Consider the following 18,191-nt stretch of genomic DNA (forward strand, 5'->3'; position numbering starts at 1 on the left):
CGCGCCGACCACGGGGTTCGCCCCCGCGGTCGGCGCGGCCGGCGGCCGGGGGCGGGGACGATGGCGGCGTTCATCTCCCCGGCCCTGATCCTGTTCGTCCTCTTCGTGCTCGTCCCGGTCCTGTTCGCCGCCTACACCGCGTTCTTCCGCTGGAACGGGCTCGGCGGCTTCCCGACCGACTTCGTGGGCCTGGAGAACTTCCAGACCATGCTGCAGGACAAGGTGTTCCTCGCCGACCTGTGGCGGATCCTCCTCATCACGATCCTGTCGATCGCGGTCCAGCTGCCCATGGCCTTCGGCCTGGCGATGCTGCTGCACCAGAACTTCCCCGGCCGCACCGCGTTCCGGCTCCTGTTCTTCGTGCCGTACATCCTGACCGAGGCCGTGACCGCCGTCCTCTTCAGACTGATCTTCTCGCCTCGGCGCGGCTTCGCCGACGCCGTCCTGGCCGGGTTCGGCATCGACGGCATCGGCTGGCTCTCCGATAAGAACATCGTCATCTTCGTGATCTTCGGGATCCTCACCTGGAAGTTCTTCGGCTTCCACATGATCCTGTACTTGGCCGGGCGCCAGAGCATCCCGGAGGAGCTGTACGAGGCCGCCAAGGTCGACGGCGCCACCGGCAAGCAGCTGTTCCGGCACATCACGCTGCCGCTGATGGGCCCCACGCTCCGCATCACCGTGTTCCTCTCCGTGATCGGCACCGTGCAGCTCTTCGACCTCGTGTACGTGCTCACCAAGGGCGGGCCGTTCCACGCGTCCGAGACCCTCGCCATCACCATGTACGAGCAGGGCTTCGTCCGCAACCAGATCGGCTACGCCTCGGCCCTGTCGATCGCGATGTTCCTCCTCAGCCTCGTGTTCGCCCTGATCTACCAGCGCTACGTGCTCGGCCGCGATCTGCAGGGCGCCCTCACCTCTTCCGACGGAGGCCGCTCATGAGCGTCAACACCGCGCGCGCCAAGCTGCTGCGCAACACCGGGTTCTACATCGCGGCGTTCCTCGGGACGGTGTTCGTCGCGACGCCGATCCTGTTCGCCCTCCTGGGCGGGTTCAAGGACAACCAGCAGCTCCGCGAGAGCGCCCTCGGGCTGCCGAACCCCTGGCATGTGGGCAACTACCTGGACGTGCTCGCCGACGGCACGTTCTGGCGGCAGCTGTTCAACTCGGTCTTCATCGCGCTCGTGACCACCTTCATCGTGGTGGCCGCGGCCGCTGCGGTCGCCTACGTGTTCGCGCGCTTCCAGTTCCGGGGCCGTGAAGGGCTGTTCACGCTGTTCGCGGCGGGCATGATGTTCCCGTTCACGGTGGCGGTGCTGCCGCTGTTCATCATCCTGCGCACCTTCGAGATGCTCAACAGCCCGCTGGGCGTGATCCTGCCGCAGGCCGCGTTCGGCCTGCCGCTGACGATCATCATCCTGCGCAGTTTCTTCCGCCAGATCCCCGGCGAGGTCGAGGAGGCCGCCACCATCGACGGCGCCGGGCCCTGGCGGTTCTTCCTGCAGATCCTGCTGCCGATGTCCCGGCCGGTGATCGCCACGGTGTCAGTGCTGGCGCTCGTGGGGTCGTGGAACTCGTACCTCCTGCCGCTCGTGGTGCTCAGCAAGCCGACCTGGCAGACGCTGCCGCTCGGCGTGACCCAGTTCCAGGGCGAGTACGCGACCGAGACCGCGAAGGTGCTGGCGTTCGTCATGCTCGCGATGCTGCCGGCGCTGATCTTCTACGCGTTCGCCGAACGCCAGCTCATCAGCGGCCTGACCTCGGGCGGCACCAAGGGGTGAACCGGCCGATTCCAGACGGGCCCGGGGGTTATGGGACGCCCGCGGGCCCGTTGTGCTTCCCGGCGGGAACCGAACGTCGGAACGCGGCGTCCGAAGAGCATGAAGACCAGACTCCTCCTCGCACTCGCAGCGGCCGCGTCGGCCGCGGCCGCCAGTGCGTGCACCGCTCCCCCTGACACCAAGGTCGAACCGATCCAGTGGGTTCCCGTATCCGCGCAGCTCGCCGCGTTCGACACCTGCGACGACGCGCTCGAAGGCATCCAGGACGCGGCGATCGCCGCGTTCGAGAACTACGAGTTCGACCAGGTCCTCCCCGCCGACGGCGCCGAGGAATTCGCCGTCGAGGACGAGGCCGGGGCCGCGCCCACCGACGCCTCGCCGAAGTCCGGCGGCGGCGACGCGTTCTCCGGGACCAACAATGCCGTTGCGGGCGTTGACGAGCCGGACATCGTGAAGACCGACGGCACGTTCATCTACAGCGTCGTCGACTACGACGCCGTGCGCGTGGTCGACACGCGTTCGGGCGAGGTCGTGGCCGAACGGGCGCTCGAGGACGAGGCCTGGAACCACCAGTTGTTCCTGGGCGACGACGAGCTGCTCCTGATGTACGCATCGGACATCGAGGAGGGCGACGAGTGGGTGAGCGAGTTCCGCCTCGAGCGGCTCGACCCCGCGTCACTGGACGTGCTCGACACGTTCACGATGGAGGGGTCCATGGTGGACGCGCGTCTCGTCGGCGGCGAAGTGCGCCTCGCGATCGGCACCGAACCGCAGATCCAGCCGGTCTGGGAGACCCTGTGGAGCGGTGACGCCTCGGATGAGGACATCGCGGAGGCCGTGCGCGACACCGAACTCGAGGACTGGATCCCCTCCTTCGCGGTCAACGGTGAGGCGCACCAGGTCGGCTGCGGGTCGATCGCGCACCCCGAGCGGTTCACCGGCTCCTCGGTGAGCGTGCTCGCGCTGCCCGCCGACGGCGACTGGACCGAGGCCGCGCCGCAGACCGTGATGGTCGACGGCGAGACCGTCCACGGCACGGCCGAAAGCCTCTACCTCGCGCACTACGACTACGCGTGGGACGAGGAAGAGGCGAAGACCGAGAGCGAGGTCTACCGGTTCGTGTTCGAGGACGGCGAGGCGCGCCTGGCGGGCGAGGCGGCCGTTCCGGGCAGCCTCCTGAACCAGTACTCGCTGAGCGAGTTCGACGGGCACCTGCGGGTGGCCACGACCGAGGAGGCGGCGGGCGGCAACTGCGGGCCCTGGAACGACTGCGCCTGGGAAAGCGCGCCCGACGAGGAGAACGAGCCGTCGAAGTCGACGGTCACCGTGTTCGCGGTCGGCGGCGATTCGTTGGACGAGACCGGCTCGGTGACCGATCTCGGTGTGGACGAGCGCATCTACGCGGTCCGCTTCATCGGCGACACCGGGTACGTGGTGACCTTCCGCCAGACCGACCCGCTCTACACGATCGACCTCTCCGACCCGGCGAACCCGGTCGTGACCGGCGAACTCAAGATCACCGGCTACTCCGGCTACCTGCACCCGGTCGGCCCGGACCGCCTCCTCGGCGTCGGCCAAGAGGCCAACGAGGAGGGCCAGACGATGGGCATGCAGGCGAGCCTGTTCGACACGAGCGCCGACGAGGCCGTCGTCCTCGACCAGTACTACCGCGAAGGCGCCGAGTCCACGGTCGAGTGGGACCCGCACGCGTTCCTCTACTGGGAGGACGCCTCGATCGCGGTGCTTCCGGCGGCGAACTGGGGCAGCTACGACGGCGAGTTCGGCGCAGTGGTGCTCAGCGTCGGCGACACCGAGCTGACCGAGGCCGCCTGGATCGAGCACAGCGAGACCGACGTCGACCCCTACAGCACGCAGATCCTGCGAACCATCGTGATCGGCTCGCAGCTGTGGACCCTCTCCAACGCCGGTCTCCAGTCCAACCAGCTCGGCGGCACCTACGAACCCACCGCCTGGGTCGCCTGGTAACCCGACCTTCCTCCGGAGCCGGGAGGAAAGAACAGGGCCCGCGCCGCTCATTCGGGTAGCGGTGCGGGCCCGCTTCGCTGTCAGGGCTTGAGTACGTAGCGGCCGCGGAGGCCGCCCTTCGCGGTGGCCTTGTAGGCCTCGGCGGCCTCGCTCAGCGGCATGGCCGCGTGCACTCGCGTCGGCAGGTGCCCGGCGGCGGCGCGGGCCAGCAGTCGGCCCAGGCCTTCACGGTCGTTCCGGACCATCAGCGTGTGCACGGTGATCCCGCGCTCGACCTCGGGGACGATGTTGGGGCGGACGCCGACGAACGTGCCGCCGTCGCGGACCGGCGTCAGGCCCCGCTCCTGCTGGGAGCTGGTGTCGACCACCGCGTCCCAGCCCGGTGCCGCCTCCGCGGCGAAGTCGGCGCCCAGGCCTCGCACGAACGCCTCGTCGGCAGCACGGGCCAGACCCGTCACCTTCCAGTTCCGGCTGAGCGCCAATGCGACCACGTTCGCGCCGATCGCTCCGGCCGCGCCGGTCACCAGCAGCCGGTCCCCTTCCGCGGGCGCGTCGCCCAGCATTTCGACGATCTGCGCCGCGCTCAGGCCGCTGAGAGGCACCGTCGACGCCGCGTCCAGGTCGAGCTCGTCGGGCACTACGGCGATGTCGGCGGCGTCCACTATGAGCCGTTCGGCGAACGTGCCGAAGTCGCGGTCGAAACCGACGACGACTCCGGCGACCCGGGTACCGGGGGCCAGGTCGACTCCGGGCCCGACGGCGTCCACAGTGCCCGCGAAATCCCAGCCCAGGCCTGTGTGGTGCGGCTGGTTGATGAGGCCCATGGTGTGGAAGAACCCGCCGACGACGCCGAGGTCGGTGGGGTTGACCGGAGCGGCGGCGACCGCGACCCGGACCTGGCCGGGACCGGGCTCGGTGAGGGGGACGTCGATGATCGCGATCGAGTCCGGTCCGCTGGGAGTGCGGACGACGGCGGCGCGGTAGGTGGACTTGCTCATGGTGTCACTCCTGTTGTCGCTGCGGTGCTTGACAACTTCACTATGGTTGAGTAACTCTCTATCGGGAAGTAGGCACTTTGAAGTGCGTAAGCCACCCGAGGGTGGGGAGGAGCTGCACATGACCACGATGACGGCCGCCGAGCAGCGGGAACAGGCGCAGGCGAAGTACAACGCGTACCTGGCGGCCTGCCCCAGCCGCCAACTGCTGAGCCGGGTCTCGGACAAGTGGGTCGCGCTGGTGCTGGCCGCTCTGGGCGGCGACGGCCCGCAGTCCGTTCCCGAAGCAGGGCCGCGCCCGATGCGGTACTCCCAGCTGGCACGACAGCTGGCCGGGGTCAGCCAGAAGATGCTCACCCAGACCCTGCGCTCCCTCGAACGCGACGGCCTGCTCACCCGCACCGTGACTCCGACCGTTCCGGCGACGGTCACCTACGAGATGACCGACCTCGGCCTCTCACTCCACCACCTGATGCGCGGGATCAAGGACTGGGCGGAGTCGCATATGGATGAAGTGCTCGCGAACCGCGACGACTACGACGAGCGAACGGACTGAACGCGGCAGCGCCCGCTCGATCGCCCGCGCCGCCGCGGTCGGCAGCGGCGGCGCGGGTCCCCGCTTCATGGCCGGATCGCTATTCGGCCCTTCGGATCTCGGTCAGCATCCTGACGCCGCCGAGTCCCCACATCTCGTTCCAGAAACTGGGGTAGACGCCGGGCTCGCCCGCGTTGCCGTTGGGCCAGCCGGTCCAGACCGCGTTGCAGGCCTGGGACCACGCGCCGTTGTACCAGATCGGGATGGCAGGGAGGTCGCGCATCGCGATGCGCTGGAGCTCGGCGATGACCTCGGGGTAGTGCGGGTCGTCGGTGGCGAGGGTCGCGAGCTCCTGGGTGAGCTCCCAGGCGGTCTCGTCCTCCCAGCGGGAGAAGTTCGCGAGGCGCTGCGTGTCCCGCACGGGCAGCTCGAACAGGTACTGGAAGTGGCTCCAGGGGGAGTTCGTGACCCAGCTCTGGTTGTTGATCAGCAGGTCGAAGTCGCCGGATCCCCTGGCGGCGTCGACCTCGGCGGCATCGATGAACGCGGGCGTGACGTCGATGCCGACGTCGCTGAGGTCGCCGGCGATCGCGTCGGCGGCGGCCTCCCAGTCGGTCCAGCCGGAGGGGACGACGAGCTGCAGCGCGAACGGCTCGCCGTCGAGGGTCTCGACGAAGCCGTCCCCGTCCTCGTCCTTGTATCCGGCCGCGGCCAGCATCTCGACCGCGCTCGAGGGCTCGAAGACGAAGCCGAACTCGGCCACCGCGTCCGTGTCGTAGTAGCGCTCCCAGATCGGCAGGAGACCGGTCGGGTGCGCCTCGCTCACCATGCCGCCGTAGACGGCGTCGACGATCTGGCCCGGGCTGATCGCGTAGGCCATGGCCTGGCGGAACGCGGGGTCGTCGAGCGGCTTGCGCGTCGTGTTCGGGATGAGCATGGCCGTGTTGACCGGGGCCATGAACGGCGGCTTGTCGAAGTAGGTGGTGAGTTCCGGGTCGCCCGTGAGGAAGTCGTCCACGCCTGGCATGAAGTTGTTGGCCAGGTCGAGGCGGCCTTCGATCAGCATGTTGAGGATGTCGGCGTTGCCGAGCGTCACGAGGTCCACAATGTACTTCGGCTGGACTTCGAGTCCGAGCGCCTCGGTGGCCCACCAGTCGTCCCGTTTGACCCAGGCGATCTGCGCATCAGTGAAGCTGTGCACCTCATACGGGCCGGTGACCACCGGTTTCGCGTCGAGCGGGCCGTTGAGCAGCTCGTCCGCGGTGTACGCCTCGAACACGTGCTTCGGCACGATCTCGTTGGTGTACAGGAAGTTGTCCCATTCCTGCTGGCGCGCTTCACTGAAGCGGAACTTGACGGTGTGCTCGTCCACGGCCTCGGCTGCGTCGAGCCATTCCCAGACCCCTCCGTACGGCACGCCGTCGATCTTGCCGAGGTCGAAGGTGAACACGACGTCCTCGGCCGTGAACGGCTTGCCGTCGCTCCACTTGACGCCGCTGCGAAGCCGCAGCTCGAACTCGAGCTCGGCGGTCCATTCGCCGGACTCGGCCAGCCAGGGGGTGAGCCGCTGCTCCACGGTGTCGAACACGAAGAGGTACTCGTAGCCGAGGCCGTTCAGGCCGGTGACCCCGCCGGCGGAGATCGGATTGAAGTCGCCCGGCGGACCCCAGGCCGTGCCGGTCGAGTACAGGGTCTTGCCGCGGGGGAACTCGCCGTTCCCGCCGCCGTCCTCCGGGCTCTCATCATCGGTGCAGCCCGCGGCGGTGGCCAGGGCTGCCGTGGCGAAGAGCGCAGGGAGATGTCGCCTCTTTGTCATTTTCAGTGCTGCTTTCGATTCGAGGGATGACGCGCCTGGTCGAGAATCGGAGCAGGTATCGAAGGCCGGGAGGGACGGCATTCGCGTCCGTTCAGCGACGCCAGGAGGCGCGGTCATTTCTAGGCCGGTCCGCGAAAGTCGGGTCCCGACCACAGACCGTGAGGAGCCTTCCCAGCGAGAACGCTCCGGGTGCCGGTGCGCGAGGACGCGGAGCGTGCGGGGTCGCCGCGGCGGGAGCGCGGCCTTGCGCTTGGTTTCAAGCTATCGCAGGTCGACGGTGGACACAGACCACCGCAATCCGGAATGACCGCCTATGGCGCCCATGCAAAAGCCAGATAACGTGCACAGCGGTGGAATCGCTCCCCCGCTTCTCTAAACTTCGATATCAAATTGAGACAGGCGAGACTTTCGATATTACTGGGTTTCGCGTGGATTGCACCCATGCGTCCGAATGCGAGCGAGGGCGGGGCCGGAGACGAAGGGGGCCCGCGTCGCCGGTTCGGATGGCGGCGCGGGCCCGACATGGCAAGAGCGGGAACGGGTTCAGAGTCCGGTGTCGGACTCGCGGAACTCGAACGGCTTGCTCCGCTGCTGGCAGGCCTGGCGCAGGTGCTGCAGGAGCGGGTTCATCTCTTCGCCCGAGCGGAAGCCGAGCTGGGTGGCCACGAAGCCCTCTCGGCTGCCGATCGCGTCGATGATCGCGAGCTTCTGCGTCTTGGTCGCCGGTCGTTCGATCAGTGCTTTGGCGTCGAACACGTGGATGTTGATCGTCGTCTTCGCGCCGTGCCAGTCCACGATGGCCGTGCCGGCGGCGTATCCCGCCGCCTCCGCGCGGGTCATCTTCTTGGGGGCGCTCGGGGAGAACTTCACCGCTTCGATCTTCGCGACCTCGTCCCAGGAGATGTCGAGGCCGCCCTGGGTGACGAACCCTTCGGGCAGGACCAGGAGGTCGATCAGGTCGTCGCCGGACCAGCCCTGCACCGTCCTGGCGCCGGTCCACAGCATCAGGAAGATGAGGAACCCGAGGGTGCCCAGGCCGGCCAGGACCCACAGGGTCACCCGGGAGTAGTCGGTCGTGACGATCGCGGTGAAGGCGAGCACGGTCACGGCGGCGTCGAGGAGCATGACCGTCAGCCAGTGCCTGGCCGCTCCCTTCTGGGCGGAAGGCTGCGTGACGAAGCGGAAGACCTCGTTCGGCCGGACGGGGGGCTGGGGCACGCCGATGTCAGGGGTGGGGGCGGTGAAACTCATGTGCCCAGTGTGCACTCCCGGTGCCGGCGGCCACCGCTCGGCCGCACGGCGAGGCGGGGCCGCCCGTCGGACGGCCCCGCCTCCTGTTTCCTGGCAGGTCTTAGCGGCCGAGGTTCTGGAACTTGCGGACGGCGAGCGGCAGGAAGATCAGGGTGATGATCACCGGCCAGACGATCGCGGCCGTCAGGGCGTGCTGCTCGGGCCAGGAGTCGCCGACGGCGCTCGGGTTGCCGAAGAGCTCGCGAATCGCGGTCGCGGTGGCGGACACGGGGTTCCACGCCGCGATGGCACCGAGCCAGCCGGGCATGAGTTCAGGCGGGGTGAACACCGAGGAGACCATGCCGAAGGGGAACGCGATGGCGAAGAGGTTCCCGGCCTGCTCGACGCTCTTGACCAGGAGGCCCAGCCAGACGCCGACCCAGATGAGGGCGAACCGCAGCCAGAGCAGGATCGCGAAGGCGCCCAAGGTCTCCCAGAAGGTACCGTCCGAGCGCCAGCCGATGACGAGGGCGATGAGGAAGAGCACGAGCAGGTCGACGGCGGCGTGGATGGTGTCGGCGATGTTGCGGCCGACCACGACCGCGGAGGAGGCCATGGGCATGGAGCGGACGCGGTCGATGAAGCCCTTCTCCTTGGCGTCGGCGACCGCCCAGGCGGTGTTGGTGAAGCCGAAGGCCATCGTCATGGCGAACATGCCGGGCATGGCGTAGGCGACGTAGTCGACCCCGGCACCCTGGCCCGTGACGTCCATGGCGGAGCCGAAGACGTAGACGAAGAGCAGCACCATGACGATGGGGAAACCGAGCCCCCAGGCGAAGTTGACGGGCTGACGCCACAAGTGCGTGAACTCCTGGCCGACGATGGCGCGGTAGTCGTGGAGCGTCCATTTGAGCCGCCCGGCGAGGGTCTCGTCGGGGAGCGGCGCGAGCGTGGTCACTGCTGGTCCTCCTTGGCGGTGGTTCCGATGAGTTCGAGGAAGGCCTCGTCGAGGGTGGGTCGGCGCAGGCCTATGTCGGCGACGGTGAGCCGCTTGTCCCGCACCGAGGTCGCGGCGGCGGTGAGTGCGGCCACCGGTTCCTTCACAGGCCCGGAGACGCTGGAGGCGCCTTCGTCGACGGCGGTGTCGCCGTCGGCGACCGCGGCGATGATCCCTTCCAGGACGGGGAGGTCGGACGGGTCGGCGGCGACGATCTCGAGCCGATCGGCGCCAATGCGGCGCTTGAGTCCGGCGGGGGTGTCGTCGACGAGGTTGCGGCCGTGGTCGATCACGGCGATGCGGTCGCAGAGGCGGTCGGCCTCGTCGAGGTAGTGGGTGGTGAGGACGACGGTGGTGCCGTCGGCGGCGAGGCCTTCGACGGCGTCCCAGACCTCGCGGCGCCCGGCGGGGTCGAGGCCGGTGGTCGGTTCGTCGAGGAATAGGACCTGCGGGGCGAGGATCATGCTGGCGGCGAGGTCGAGGCGGCGCTTCATGCCGCCGGAGAAGCCCTTGGCCTGGCGGTCGGCGGCGTCGGCGAGGCCGAACTGGGCGAGGAGCTGGTCGGCGCGTTCGCCGGCGCGGGTCTTGTTCAGCCGGAACAGCTTGCCGAAGAGGACGAGGTTCTGGCGGGCGGTGAGGAGGTCGTCGACGGCGGTCTGCTGGCCGGTGAGGCCGATGCGGCGGCGCACTTGGCGGGCGTCGCGGGCCACGTCGAACCCGGCTACGGCGGCGCTGCCGGTGTCGAAGCGCAGGAGCGTCGTGAGGATCCGGACGGTGGTGGTCTTGCCCGCGCCGTTGGGGCCGAGGAGGCCCAGGACGGTTCCGGCTTCGGCGGTGAGGTCGAAGCCTTCGAGCGCGGCGGTGTCCTTGAATCGTTTGCCGAGGTTGTTCGCCTCGACGGTGGTGGTTCCCATGGACTGTCGCCCTTCAATCGGGTACGTTGTACCCAGTAATAGCATACGACGTACTCGATTAGCAAGCGCGATACGATGAGGCCCCTATGGCGACTCCACAAACGGGGGCGGGCGACCCCAAACGAAGCCTCGAGCTGCTCTGGCGCGAGTACGAACCGCAGCACAGCAAGCCTGGACCGAAGCCGAAGCTCACCGTCGACCGGATCGTGGAGGCCGCCATCACCGTGGCTGACCGCGAAGGCAGCTGCTTCGGGATGCGCAGCGTCTCGAACGAGCTCGGCGTGGGCGCCATGACGATCTACCGGTACGTCCCGGGCAAGAAGGAGCTCATCGACCTCATGGTCGACCGCCTCTCCAGGATCGGGCCCGACGCGCCCGACCTCGCCGCGACCGACTGGCGAACCGCCCTGGAGCTGGTCGCCGAGAGCACCTGGCAGGTCTACAGCGAGCATCCGTGGCTGCTGGAGGTCAATCAGAAGCGGCCCGTCCTCGGCCCGGACTCACTGGAGGGCTACGACTTCGTCCTGGGCGCCTTCGACTCCCACGACCTGCCCGATCGGGAGGTCAACCTGGCCGTCACGGGTCTGATGAACATCGTGACGGGCAGCGCCCGCCAGTACCTGATCCGCGACAGCGCCGAGGACGGGCCCGAACTGAGCGAAGCCGAGTGGTGGGAGGCGCAGGGGCCGTATCTGGAGCGCGCCATCGCCTCGGGACGGTACCCGCGCGTCGCGAAGTTCAGCGACGAGGACTCTTGGGACCTCACCGGCCACGACGCGATGCGCTACGCCGTCGACCGCTTCCTCGACGGGCTGGCCCCGCGGATGGAGGCCAGCCGCCGCACGCCGAGCTGACCGGGCGCGATCCGGCCCGGCCGATCCAGCGCGAAAGCGTTCGGTCGGTTTAAGTCCACCTGAAGTACCAGGCCTTCGACCTGATCATGTGTTCGGCCAGGTCCTCCAGCGTGGGAACGCCGGAGTCGAGCAGATCGGGGCAGTAGGCGTAGACCTCGCTCGCGACCGCAAGGGCCTCTTCGGCATTCGGCGGATGCGGCACGTAGAGCTCGATCACGTCGTAGGTCATGGCGACGAGTTCGGCCTCGAAGCGGCGGTGCCAGCCCCGCAGGATGGCGGCGTGCTCGGCGCCGTACAGCTCCCAGTTCGTGGAGCCCTTCCACGGGAACATGGCCGGGACCTTCCAGCCCGCGTCGGTCTTGACGAGGCCGAGGAGGCCGTGCGGCTCGTGGGGCGTGGCGAAGTCGGTGTCGCCGCGGCGCGGCAGGATCGGGACGCCGCGGGCGGGCTCGCCGGCCTCGGCGGCCTTGTGATGCAGGAGCTCGGAGGCGTCGATCTCGTCGGCGCGGGTGAGCTCGTCGTCGCCCTCGTGGATGATCGCCTCGCCGTTGTCGCGCCACTCCTCGGGACCGCCGAGGAGGACGGGCATCCAGCCGGTCTGCTCGGCGGCCTGGCGGATGTCGAGCCACCAGCGCAGGGCCTCGGAGGACCGGACGGCGAAGGCCCACATGGCGGTGTCGCCGCGGCGCACGAGCTGGTGCATCTTCGGCACGGCGAGCCCGGCGGCGCGCAGTTCGGCGCGTGGCGACCCGGCGATGTCGAGGGACTCGTCGTCCTCGATGCGCGGCATCATCTCGTCGCGGCCGGTGGTCGGCGGGCGCGGCGGGACGGGCTTGTCCAATGTGAGCAGTTCGCGGCGGGGCCGCTCGGGCACGAAGATCGCCGCCTCTGGTTCCGTTTCGGGCGCTAGCGCGCCTGTTGACGCCTCCGGTTCGACTTCCGGCTCCGGCTCAAGATCGAGCTCGGGTTCCGGTTCGAGGTCCGGCACGGCCGTGAGGATCGGGCCCGCGGGCTCGGGCTCCTGCTCGTATTCCGGCTCGAGCTCGGGTACGAGCCGCAGGCCGGTGGCCGGCGCCTGGGTAGCGATGCCGTCCTCCTCCGCAGGGTCCGGCGAGGGGGACGGGCTGCTCTCGGGGGCGGCATCGTCAAGGGCGCCGGAGGACGCGACCGGTTCGGACGCGGCCCCGGGCTCGGAGGCAGGTTCAGGTTGGGCGGCGGGATCTGGCACTGAATCAGGTGTGTCCCGGCGCCCCAACAGACGCTGGAGGAGTCCCACAGTTCTCCATGATGCCCTGTCGCGGACGCGAGCGCCACGCCCACCCCCGAAGCGGCGGAGGAAGAATGCGAGGAAGGCTTGGGGCCGCTACTTGCCGCGGCCCTTTCGGAAGAGGATGCCGAAGAAGAAGGCGCAGGTCAAGATGATGACCATGATGGCCAGGAGTTTGAAGAGCAGGGCCATCAGCGTTCCTCGGTTCGGGTCGGGCGGGGCATCATTTCACCTTGGTCAGTTCGGGGCGCTTGGGGTCGACGGTGTCGCCGCTCGACTTGCCGGTGAGGCGGCGCTTGACCCAGGGGGCGAGGTGCTTGCCCGCCCACTGGACGCCGTTCATCTCGCGGCGCACGCGGGTCAGGCTCGGCAGCGGCTCGGTCCAGGCCGGGTCGGGGTCGACGCCGAGCGCCTCGCACACGTCGTAGGCGACGCGCTGGTGCCCGTACGTGTTGAGGTGGAGACGGTCCTCGGACCACAGGCGCGGGTCCTCGAAGGCCTTGTCGGCCCAGAGGTCGACGAGGATCGCGCTGTGGCGCTTGGCGACGCGCTTGTAGGCGTCGTTGGTGGCGACGAAGCGCTTGCGCAGCACCGCGATGCCGGGGATGTGCGGGGTGATGTCGGCGCAGGTGAAGAGCACGACTTCAGCGCCTGAGGCCTTGAGGAGCCGCACCACTTCATGGGCGCGGGTGGAGAGCTGCACAGGGTTGAAGCCGGGGCGGAGGGCGTCGTTGCCGCCGGCGGCGAACGAGACGAGGTCGGGGCTCTGCTTGATCGCGGGGACGACCTGCTCGTCGACGATGCGGTCGAAGAGGCGCCCGCGGACGGCGAGGTTGGCGTAGGCGAAGCCCGGCCACTGCTCGGCGGCGCGGAGGGCGAACAGGTCGGCCCAGCCGCGGTAGGTGCCGCCGCCCGGATCGGGGTCGCCGACCCCTTCGGTGAAACTGTCGCCGATAGCCACGAAACTCGAGTACTCCGCCGCCATTGCACCCCACCTCCGTCTGCGTCGGTCCGCTGAGCATCGCCCAGCCGCGGTGACGGCGCGGGCGTTCTCCAGCGTGCCTCACCTAGATAACGATCGGATTTCGATCAGGTGGCGAGCACGGCCACAGCCGTCTAGACGACGTGTGAGACGCCCGCGGCCGCAGGTCGAAAGCCCTTCGGCCGCTTGGGATCTCGAACGCGTGAAGCGGCGGGGGGCCGTCAGTCCCGAGACTGGCCGACGGCTCCCCGCCGCCGCTTTCCGCCCGGTCCCGCCGGGCGCGCTCAATGCGCAGAACCCGCTTACGCGTGCTCGCGGTGCACGACGACTTCGCCGGCGGGCACCTCGATGACCTCGTCGGCGGCTTTGACCTTCGCGTCGGTGTCCGTGTGGTTGATGCAGAACAGCCAGCTGCGGCCGTCCTCGTGCGCGCGCCGCACGACCTCGACGCCGACCGGGGCCTCCGCGACCGGCGCGACGCCCGCGTCCTCGGCCGCGGCGGCGACGATGCGGTCGAGCGTGGCGTCGTCCGGGAACGTCGTCAGGTAGTGCGCCGTGCCCTCGCCGAAGCGGTTGACCAGCCACGCCGGGGTCCCGTCGGCGTACGTGTCGCGGACCTCGGCGCCGCCCACGACAGCGCCCGCGGCGTCGTGAACCTGCACAGCCTCGGCGGATTCGCTCCAGATCGTCCCGTAGCCGCCGGACGCGAGCTCGACGCGACCGCCGATCAGCGGGTAGAACTCCTCGCTGCGCGTCCCCACCACGTCGCGGATCGCGCCCGGGTATCCGCCGAGGTAGACCGTGTCGGTCTCGTCGGCGATCCCCGAGTACGGCGTTACGAGGACCGTGCCGCCGCCGTTCACGAACTGCCGCAGGTTCTCCGCGCCCTTGCGCGAGAGCAGGTAGATCGCGGGCACGACCACGAACCTGTACTTCGACAGGTCGCCTTCCGGCTCGGCCACGTCGGCGGTGATGCCGGCCCGCCACAGCGCCGCGTAGTAGACGTCGAAGATCCCCTGCGCGTCCAGCTCGTTCGTCGGGCGCGCCTCGTGCTCCTGCGCCCACCGGTTCGGGAAGTCCCACAGGATCGCGGTGTCGGCGCTCACGGTGGAGCCCTCGACCTCGGCCAGGCCCTTGAGCGTCGCGCCCAGTTCGCAGACCTCGCGCCAGATCTTGGAATCGGTGCCCGCGTGCGGGACCATCCCCGAGTGCCACTTCTCGGCGCCCTGCTTCGAGGCGCGCCACTGGAAGAACATGATGGCGTCCGCGCCGCGCGCGAAGTGCGCGAGCGAGTTGCGCAGCATCTCGCGGGGCGCCTTGGCCCGGTTGCGGCCCTGCCAGTTGACGGCGGAGGTGGAGTGCTCCATGAGGATCCACGGCCTGCCGCCGCCGAGCGAGCGCGCGTAGTCGGCGGCGAAGCTCAGGTTGACGTGCGGGTCCTCGCCGATCAGGTAGTGGTCGGTGGAGACGATGTCGACGGCCTCGCTGAACTCCCACAGGTCGATGTCCGCGTGCGAGCCGGTCATGAAGTTCGTGGTCATCGGCTTGTCGGAGTACTTGCGGATGACCGCGGCCTCGGCCCGGTAGTTCTGCACGAGCTGCCAGGACGAGAACCGCTTCCAGTCGAGCACCTGGCCAGGGTTCGGGATCGTCGGCGTCGGGAGCGGCGCGTACACCTGGTCCCAGGAGGAGTAGGCCTGCGACCAGAACGCGGTGCCCCAGGCGGCGTTCAGGCCGTCGAGGTCCTCGTAGCGCTCGCGCAGCCAGGTGCGGAACTTGGCGGTCGCGGCCTTCGTGTACGAGCGGGCGTTGTGGCAGCCGTACTCGTTGTGAATGTGCCACAGGGCGACCGCGGGGTGGTTCGCGTACCGCTCGGCGATCTTCTCGGCGATCGCGAGGGCCTTGGCGATGTAGACGTCCGAGGACGGGTCGAAGCCCTGGCGGGAGCCGTGCGTGAGCTGGCGGCCCTCGGCGTCGACCATGACCGCTTCGGGGTAGGTCGCGGCGAACCACGGCGGCGGGGACGCGGTGGGGGTGGCGAGGCAGGCTTCGATGCCGTTGGCGGCGAGGAGGTCGAGGACCTCGTCGAACCACGCGAACTCGTAGCGGCCTTCCTCGGGCTCGAAGAGGGCCCACGAGAAGATGCCGACGCTGACGCGGTTCACGCCCGCCTCGCGCATGAGGCGCATGTCCTCGGCCCAGGTCTCGCGGGGCCACTGCTCGGGGTTGTAGTCACCGCCGTAGACGATCGCCATGCGGGAGCTCCTTCACTGGGGGGAGAGGATGGGGTGCGCACTCCAGGCTACGGGAAGCCGAAGCATGCATCAACCCCATTGACCAGCTTTTTCGCCCCGTTTTACAAAGTAAGACACTCGCGTGGCGCACGTCTCGAATCGATTTGGACGCGGCCGTGTGAGCAGCCGAAACCGGCCCGGAGGCTGTGCGCTGCGACACGAATCGAATGCCGGACCGGCGTAGCTTCTGTCCGTTTTGAAGGCTAGCGCCGCGAATCGCCTCAACCGATCGGCGCCCGTCCCGCCGGCCGCTTACGAACCCGGCGCGTACCAGCCCGCCGCGCCCGGCTCGATCCACCAGGTGCGCTTGCGGCCGAGCTCGCTCACGAGCCCGTCCTGAATGAACGTGACCGTGTCCTCCGGGTGCACCGCGACGGCCCGCCCGCGCGCCCGCCGCACCTCGATGCGCAGCTTCTTCCGCAAGCGCCCCACCGTGACCGGCACGGCCACCGCGACGTCGATCTTCCCGTCCGCCGGGTCCGGCTCGGCCAGCACCATGTCGTCGGTCGCCGCGTACCCGTCGGCGTTCGCGACCACGCAGGCCAGAATCTGCTCGCTGCCGTCGGCGAGCACCACGTCGTCGAGGTTCACGACCCCGCGCCAAGGCCGGTCGCCGCCACCGAGCCGCACGCCGTCGACGGCGACGCCGCCGCCGTCGTGGCGCAGCAGATCAGTGCGTTTCACCACTCCCTCGGCGACGGCCGCGGCCACCTCCGCGGGCTTCTCGGGCAGTCCCAGCCGCGCCACGATGCCGGGAGCGGTCCCCAAGGGCAGGATCGCGATGGGGGGCAGATCGGGAATCGTGCGCCCTTCCGGCAGGCCGTCGGGCCGCTTGCTCGGGGCGGGGACCGCCTGGCGCACCAGCCGCGCCACAACGGCATTGACCTGCTCGTCCGTGTCCGCGGCGAGCACGATCCGCTCGTCGGGACCACCCAGCGCCGCGTCGACTTCCTCGGGTTTGGACGCCTCGGCGGTGCGCACGACGGCGCCCCGCGCCTTCAGCTCGTCCACCAGGTGCAGCGCCTGTGTGCGCGGTCCGGGGTTCGCGCAGTTCGCTTCCACGAGTGTCAACACGACAACGTTCACAGCCGCCACCTTACGGTGTGACGGGGACCCGATTCATAGTGCTTAGGCCTGGTGAGACCCCGCATAAATGAATGCAAGTAGGCTTACCAGGTAATCGGGTGATCAACTTCCCGGGAGGATGGGCAGATGCCAGCGATCGCGGTCGTCGGAACGCAATGGGGCGACGAAGGCAAGGGCAAGGTCACCGACCTGCTCGGCGCCGAGATGGATTACGTCGTGCGCTACCAGGGCGGCAACAACGCCGGGCACACGGTCGTCGTCCCTGACGGCACCAAGTACGCCATCCACCTGGTGCCCGTGGGCATCCTGACCCCGGGCGTCGTCCCGGTCATCGGGAACGGCGTGGTCGTCGACCCGAAGTTCCTCATCTCCGAGCTCGACGAGCTCACCGCCGGCGGCGTCGACGTCTCGAACCTCAAGCTCTCGGCCGACGCGCACCTCATCATGCCCCACCACCGGGCCCTCGACCGCGTGGTCGAGCGCTACCTCGGCGGGGCCCGCATCGGCACCACCGGGCGCGGCATCGGCCCGGCGTACGCAGACAAGGTCGCGCGCCAGGGCATCCGCGTCCAGGACCTCCTGGACCCGAAGATCCTCTCCATCAAGCTGGAGCAGATCCTCCGCGAGAAGAACCAGATCCTCGTGAAGGTCTACAACCGCAAGGCGATCGACCCGCAGGCCGTGGTCGAGGAGTACCTCACGTACGCCGAGCGGCTGAAGCCGTACATCGCCGACACCCGCCTGCTCCTGAACAAGGCGCTCGACGAGGGCAAGAACGTGCTCCTCGAAGGCGCGCAGGCGACCATGCTCGACGTGGACCACGGCACCTACCCGTTCGTGACCTCCTCGAACCCGACCACGGGCGGGGCGGCTGTGGGCACCGGCATCGCGCCGCAGAAGATCACGACCGCGATCGGCATCATCAAGGCCTACACGACCCGCGTCGGGTCGGGCCCGTTCCCGTCGGAGCTGTTCGACGAGTTCGGCGAGTTCCTGCTCAAGAAGGGCGGCGAGTACGGCGTCACCACCGGCCGCCGCCGCCGCTGCGGCTGGTTCGACGCGGTGCTGGGCCGGTACGCGGTGCGGGTCAACGGGGTCACCGACCTGTTCGTGACCAAGCTCGACGTGCTGTCCGAACTGGAGCGCGTCCCGATCTGCGTCGCGTACGAGGTGGACGGCCAGCGCGTCGACGAGATGCCGATGACGCAGACCGATGTGCACCACGCGAAGCCGATCTACGAATACCACGACGGCTGGTTCGAGGACATCTCCCACTGCCGCAAGTTCGACGAGCTGCCTGCGAACGCGCAGTCGTACATCGAGCGCCTCGAGGAGCTGTGCGGCGCCCGGGTGAGCGTCGTCGGCGTCGGCCCGGGTCGCGAGGAGAACATCATCCGCCACCCGATGATCTAGGCCTGCAAGCGAATCGAAAGGGCGCCGGACGTTGTCCGGCG

The 18,191-nt window shown here is 69.1% G+C and carries 15 protein-coding genes; 6 read left to right on the forward strand and 9 right to left on the reverse strand.

Annotated elements, in window-relative coordinates:
• The 3 genes from O1R50_RS21825 to O1R50_RS21835 all read left to right on the forward strand — a co-directional run.
• Nucleotides 1–942, forward strand: a 942-nt coding sequence (locus tag O1R50_RS21825) for a carbohydrate ABC transporter permease (RefSeq protein WP_270112340.1), incomplete at its 5' end; no start/stop codon positions are given.
• Nucleotides 939–1,781: a carbohydrate ABC transporter permease gene (locus O1R50_RS21830; protein WP_270112341.1), complete on the forward strand. Its 843-nt coding sequence runs from the start codon at nt 939–941 to the stop codon at nt 1,779–1,781. The genes O1R50_RS21825 and O1R50_RS21830, both read left to right, overlap by 4 nt.
• 99 nt (nt 1,782–1,880) lie before the next feature.
• Entirely contained in the window at nt 1,881–3,767 is a 1,887-nt protein-coding gene (locus tag O1R50_RS21835; RefSeq protein WP_270112342.1) for a beta-propeller domain-containing protein, read from the forward strand.
• 80 nt (nt 3,768–3,847) lie between these two features.
• Here O1R50_RS21835 and O1R50_RS21840 read toward each other — a convergent pair whose 3' ends face one another.
• Complete coding sequence (locus O1R50_RS21840) at nt 3,848–4,765, reverse strand: NADP-dependent oxidoreductase (protein ID WP_270112343.1); 918 nt, start codon at nt 4,763–4,765, stop codon at nt 3,848–3,850.
• 118 nt (nt 4,766–4,883) lie between these two features.
• On the opposite strand from O1R50_RS21840, the gene O1R50_RS21845 reads away from it, so the two are divergent.
• A complete protein-coding gene (locus tag O1R50_RS21845) occupies nt 4,884–5,318 on the forward strand; it encodes a winged helix-turn-helix transcriptional regulator (RefSeq protein ID WP_270112344.1) in 435 nt (144 codons plus the stop codon).
• A 79-nt stretch (nt 5,319–5,397) separates the two neighbouring features.
• On the opposite strand, the gene O1R50_RS21850 is transcribed toward O1R50_RS21845, so the two are convergent.
• From O1R50_RS21850 to O1R50_RS21865, 4 genes are all read right to left on the reverse strand, one after another.
• A complete protein-coding gene (locus O1R50_RS21850; protein WP_270112345.1) occupies nt 5,398–7,113 on the reverse strand; it encodes an ABC transporter substrate-binding protein in 1,716 nt (571 codons plus the stop codon).
• Nucleotides 7,114–7,656: 543 nt separating this feature from the next.
• Complete coding sequence (locus O1R50_RS21855) at nt 7,657–8,364, reverse strand: hypothetical protein (RefSeq protein ID WP_270112346.1); 708 nt, start codon at nt 8,362–8,364, stop codon at nt 7,657–7,659.
• A gap of 100 nt (nt 8,365–8,464) precedes the next feature.
• The gene (locus O1R50_RS21860) at nt 8,465–9,301 is read right to left on the reverse strand and encodes an ABC transporter permease (protein WP_270112348.1); all 837 of its coding nucleotides are present in this window, start codon (nt 9,299–9,301) and stop codon (nt 8,465–8,467) included.
• The gene (locus O1R50_RS21865; protein WP_270112349.1) at nt 9,298–10,254 is read right to left on the reverse strand and encodes an ATP-binding cassette domain-containing protein; all 957 of its coding nucleotides are present in this window, start codon (nt 10,252–10,254) and stop codon (nt 9,298–9,300) included. The genes O1R50_RS21860 and O1R50_RS21865 overlap by 4 nt, the downstream gene beginning before the upstream one ends.
• Before the next feature lie 86 nt (nt 10,255–10,340).
• Between O1R50_RS21865 and O1R50_RS21870 the strand changes: the two genes are divergently transcribed.
• Entirely contained in the window at nt 10,341–11,108 is a 768-nt protein-coding gene (locus O1R50_RS21870) for a TetR/AcrR family transcriptional regulator (RefSeq protein ID WP_270112350.1), read from the forward strand.
• 49 nt (nt 11,109–11,157) lie between these two features.
• Here O1R50_RS21870 and O1R50_RS21875 read toward each other — a convergent pair whose 3' ends face one another.
• The 4 genes from O1R50_RS21875 to O1R50_RS21890 form a co-directional block, all read right to left on the reverse strand.
• Nucleotides 11,158–12,336 (reverse strand): DUF4253 domain-containing protein, encoded by a 1,179-nt coding sequence (locus tag O1R50_RS21875; RefSeq protein WP_270112351.1) that lies wholly within the window; start codon nt 12,334–12,336, stop codon nt 11,158–11,160.
• 262 nt (nt 12,337–12,598) lie between these two features.
• Nucleotides 12,599–13,360: an SGNH/GDSL hydrolase family protein gene (locus tag O1R50_RS21880; RefSeq protein ID WP_270112352.1), complete on the reverse strand. Its 762-nt coding sequence runs from the start codon at nt 13,358–13,360 to the stop codon at nt 12,599–12,601.
• Between the two features lie 299 nt (nt 13,361–13,659).
• Nucleotides 13,660–15,612: a beta-galactosidase gene (locus O1R50_RS21885; protein ID WP_270112353.1), complete on the reverse strand. Its 1,953-nt coding sequence runs from the start codon at nt 15,610–15,612 to the stop codon at nt 13,660–13,662.
• Between the two features lie 291 nt (nt 15,613–15,903).
• Nucleotides 15,904–16,737, reverse strand: coding sequence for a diacylglycerol kinase family protein (locus tag O1R50_RS21890; protein ID WP_270112354.1), 834 nt, complete (start codon nt 16,735–16,737; stop codon nt 15,904–15,906).
• A 126-nt stretch (nt 16,738–16,863) separates the two neighbouring features.
• Between O1R50_RS21890 and O1R50_RS21895 the strand changes: the two genes are divergently transcribed.
• Nucleotides 16,864–18,150 (forward strand): adenylosuccinate synthase, encoded by a 1,287-nt coding sequence (locus O1R50_RS21895; RefSeq protein WP_270112355.1) that lies wholly within the window; start codon nt 16,864–16,866, stop codon nt 18,148–18,150.
• Nucleotides 18,151–18,191: the final 41 nt, after the last annotated feature.

It is taken from the genome of Glycomyces luteolus (genome assembly GCF_027622875.1).
In the GTDB taxonomy this organism is placed as follows: domain Bacteria; phylum Actinomycetota; class Actinomycetes; order Mycobacteriales; family Micromonosporaceae; genus Glycomyces; species Glycomyces luteolus.

Coding starts and splice junctions, on each gene's coding strand:
- O1R50_RS21885 (WP_270112353.1), bottom strand. CDS start 15,612: ATGGCGATCGTCTACGGCGGTGACTACAACCCCGAGCAGTGGCCCCGC.
- O1R50_RS21835 (WP_270112342.1), top strand. CDS start 1,881: ATGAAGACCAGACTCCTCCTCGCACTCGCAGCGGCCGCGTCGGCCGCG.
- O1R50_RS21855 (WP_270112346.1), bottom strand. CDS start 8,364: ATGAGTTTCACCGCCCCCACCCCTGACATCGGCGTGCCCCAGCCCCCC.
- O1R50_RS21895 (WP_270112355.1), top strand. CDS start 16,864: ATGCCAGCGATCGCGGTCGTCGGAACGCAATGGGGCGACGAAGGCAAG.
- O1R50_RS21865 (WP_270112349.1), bottom strand. CDS start 10,254: ATGGGAACCACCACCGTCGAGGCGAACAACCTCGGCAAACGATTCAAG.
- O1R50_RS21870 (WP_270112350.1), top strand. CDS start 10,341: ATGGCGACTCCACAAACGGGGGCGGGCGACCCCAAACGAAGCCTCGAG.
- O1R50_RS21830 (WP_270112341.1), top strand. CDS start 939: ATGAGCGTCAACACCGCGCGCGCCAAGCTGCTGCGCAACACCGGGTTC.
- O1R50_RS21840 (WP_270112343.1), bottom strand. CDS start 4,765: ATGAGCAAGTCCACCTACCGCGCCGCCGTCGTCCGCACTCCCAGCGGA.
- O1R50_RS21850 (WP_270112345.1), bottom strand. CDS start 7,113: ATGACAAAGAGGCGACATCTCCCTGCGCTCTTCGCCACGGCAGCCCTG.
- O1R50_RS21845 (WP_270112344.1), top strand. CDS start 4,884: ATGACCACGATGACGGCCGCCGAGCAGCGGGAACAGGCGCAGGCGAAG.
- O1R50_RS21880 (WP_270112352.1), bottom strand. CDS start 13,360: ATGGCGGCGGAGTACTCGAGTTTCGTGGCTATCGGCGACAGTTTCACC.